At 50.9% G+C, this 3,041-nt stretch carries 1 rRNA gene; it reads right to left on the bottom strand.

The features are described from left to right. Nucleotides 1-3: 3 nt before the first annotated feature. Nucleotides 4-2,932, bottom strand: a 23S ribosomal RNA gene (locus RCJ93_RS16475). Nucleotides 2,933-3,041 lie beyond the last annotated feature (109 nt).

Raw genomic sequence — 3,041 nt, 5'->3', positions numbered from 1 at the left:
AATTTGGTTAAGTCCTCGATCGATTAGTATTCGTCAGCTCCATGTGTCGCCACACTTCCACCTCGAACCTATCTACCTCATCGTCTTTGAGGGATCTTACTTACTTGCGTAATGGGAAATCTCATCTTGAGGGGGGCTTCATGCTTAGATGCTTTCAGCACTTATCCCGTCCACACATAGCTACCCAGCGATGCTCTTGGCAGAACAACTGGTACACCAGCGGTGTGTCCATCCCGGTCCTCTCGTACTAAGGACAGCTCCTCTCAAATTTCCTACGCCCACGACGGATAGGGACCGAACTGTCTCACGACGTTCTGAACCCAGCTCGCGTACCGCTTTAATGGGCGAACAGCCCAACCCTTGGGACCGACTACAGCCCCAGGATGCGATGAGCCGACATCGAGGTGCCAAACCTCCCCGTCGATGTGGACTCTTGGGGGAGATAAGCCTGTTATCCCCGGGGTAGCTTTTATCCGTTGAGCGATGGCCCTTCCATGCGGAACCACCGGATCACTAAGCCCGTCTTTCGACCCTGCTCGACTTGTAGGTCTCGCAGTCAAGCTCCCTTGTGCCTTTACACTCTACGAATGATTTCCAACCATTCTGAGGGAACCTTTGGGCGCCTCCGTTACTCTTTAGGAGGCGACCGCCCCAGTCAAACTGTCCGCCTGACACTGTCTCCTACCCCGATCAGGGGTACGGGTTAGAATTTCAATACAGCTGGGGTAGTATCCCAAGGACGCCTCCACCGAAGCTGGCGCTCCGGTTTCAATGGCTCCTACCTATCCTGTACAAGCTGTACCAAAATTCAATATCAGGCTACAGTAAAGCTCCACGGGGTCTTTCCGTCCTGTCGCGGGTAACCTGCATCTTCACAGGTACTATAATTTCACCGAGTCTCTCGTTGAGACAGTGCCCAGATCGTTACGCCTTTCGTGCGGGTCGGAACTTACCCGACAAGGAATTTCGCTACCTTAGGACCGTTATAGTTACGGCCGCCGTTTACTGGGGCTTCGGTTCTCACCTTCGCTTGCGCTAAGCAATCCCCTTAACCTTCCAGCACCGGGCAGGCGTCAGCCCCTATACGTCACCTTACGGTTTTGCAGAGACCTGTGTTTTTGCTAAACAGTCGCCTGGGCCTATTCACTGCGGCTCTCTCGGGCTTGCACCCTACTAGAGCACCCCTTCTCCCGAAGTTACGGGGTCATTTTGCCGAGTTCCTTAACGAGAGTTCTCTCGCTCACCTTAGGATTCTCTCCTCGACTACCTGTGTCGGTTTGCGGTACGGGCACCTCCTGCCTCGCTAGAGGCTTTTCTTGGCAGTGTGAAATCAGGAACTTCGCTCTAAAGAGCTCGCCATCACAGCTCAACGTTATAGAGAGCGGATTTGCCTACTCTCACGCCTTACTGCTTGGACGCACATAACCAACAGTGCGCTTACCCTATCCTACTGCGTCCCCCCATTACTCAAATGGCAGGGAGGTGGTACAGGAATATCAACCTGTTATCCATCGCCTACGCCTGTCGGCCTCGGCTTAGGTCCCGACTAACCCTGAGAGGACGAGCCTTCCTCAGGAAACCTTAGTCATTCGGTGGATGGGATTCTCACCCATCTTTCGCTACTCATACCGGCATTCTCACTTCTAAGCGCTCCACCAGTCCTTCCGGTCTGACTTCACAGCACTTAGAACGCTCTCCTACCACAGACATCGTAGATGTCTATCCACAGCTTCGGTGAATTGTTTAGCCCCGATACATTTTCGGCGCAGCGTCACTCGACCAGTGAGCTATTACGCACTCTTTAAATGGTGGCTGCTTCTGAGCCAACATCCTGGTTGTCTAAGCAACGTCACATCCTTTTCCACTTAACAATTACTTTGGGACCTTAGCTGGTGGTCTGGGCTGTTTCCCTTTTGACTACGGATCTTATCACTCGCAGTCTGACTCCCGTGTATAAATCACTGGCATTCGGAGTTTGTCTGAATTCGGTAATCCGGGATGGACCCCTAGTCCAAACAGTGCTCTACCTCCAGGATTCTTCATCACGAGGCTAGCCCTAAAGCTATTTCGGAGAGAACCAGCTATCTCCAGGTTCGATTGGAATTTCTCCGCTACCCACACCTCATCCCCGCACTTTTCAACGTGCGTGGGTTCGGGCCTCCAGTAAGTGTTACCTTACCTTCACCCTGGACATGGGTAGATCACCTGGTTTCGGGTCTACGACCACATACTTATTCGCCCTATTCAGACTCGCTTTCGCTGCGGCTCCGTCTCTTCAACTTAACCTTGCATGTAATCGTAACTCGCCGGTTCATTCTACAAAAGGCACGCTATCACCCATTAACGGGCTCTAACTACTTGTAGGCACATGGTTTCAGGATCTCTTTCACTCCCCTTCCGGGGTGCTTTTCACCTTTCCCTCACGGTACTGGTTCACTATCGGTCACTAGAGAGTATTTAGCCTTGGGAGATGGTCCTCCCAGATTCCGACGGAATTTCACGTGTTCCGCCGTACTCAGGATCCACTCAAGAGAGAATGCACTTTTGACTACAGGACTGTTACCTGCTATGGTGGGTCTTTCCAAACCGCTTCGCCTAACGCATTCCTTTGTAACTCCGTATAGAGTGTCCTACAACCCCAAGAGGCAAGCCTCTTGGTTTGGGCTCTTCCCATTTCGCTCGCCGCTACTAAGGGAATCGATTTTTCTTTCTCTTCCTTCAGGTACTTAGATGTTTCAGTTCCCTGAGTCTGCCATCAAGACGCTATGAATTCACGTCAAGATTCTACCCCATTACGGATAGAGGGTTTCCCCATTCGGAAATCTCCGGATCAAAGCTTACTTACAGCTCCCCGAAGCATATCGGTGTTAGTGCCGTCCTTCATCGGCTTCTAGTGCCAAGGCATCCGCCATGCGCCCTTAATAACTTAACCGTTGGCTTATAAAAGCCTTTAAGTTATTAAGCCTAAAAAATTTAAAACTTAATAAATGTGTTACTTAAGAATTTCTTCAATGTCGTTTTATCCAGTTTTCAAAGAACAA

The sequence above is a fragment of the Rummeliibacillus sp. BSL5 genome, from assembly GCF_052928305.1.
This window is presented reverse-complemented; position numbering and strand designations above follow the sequence as displayed.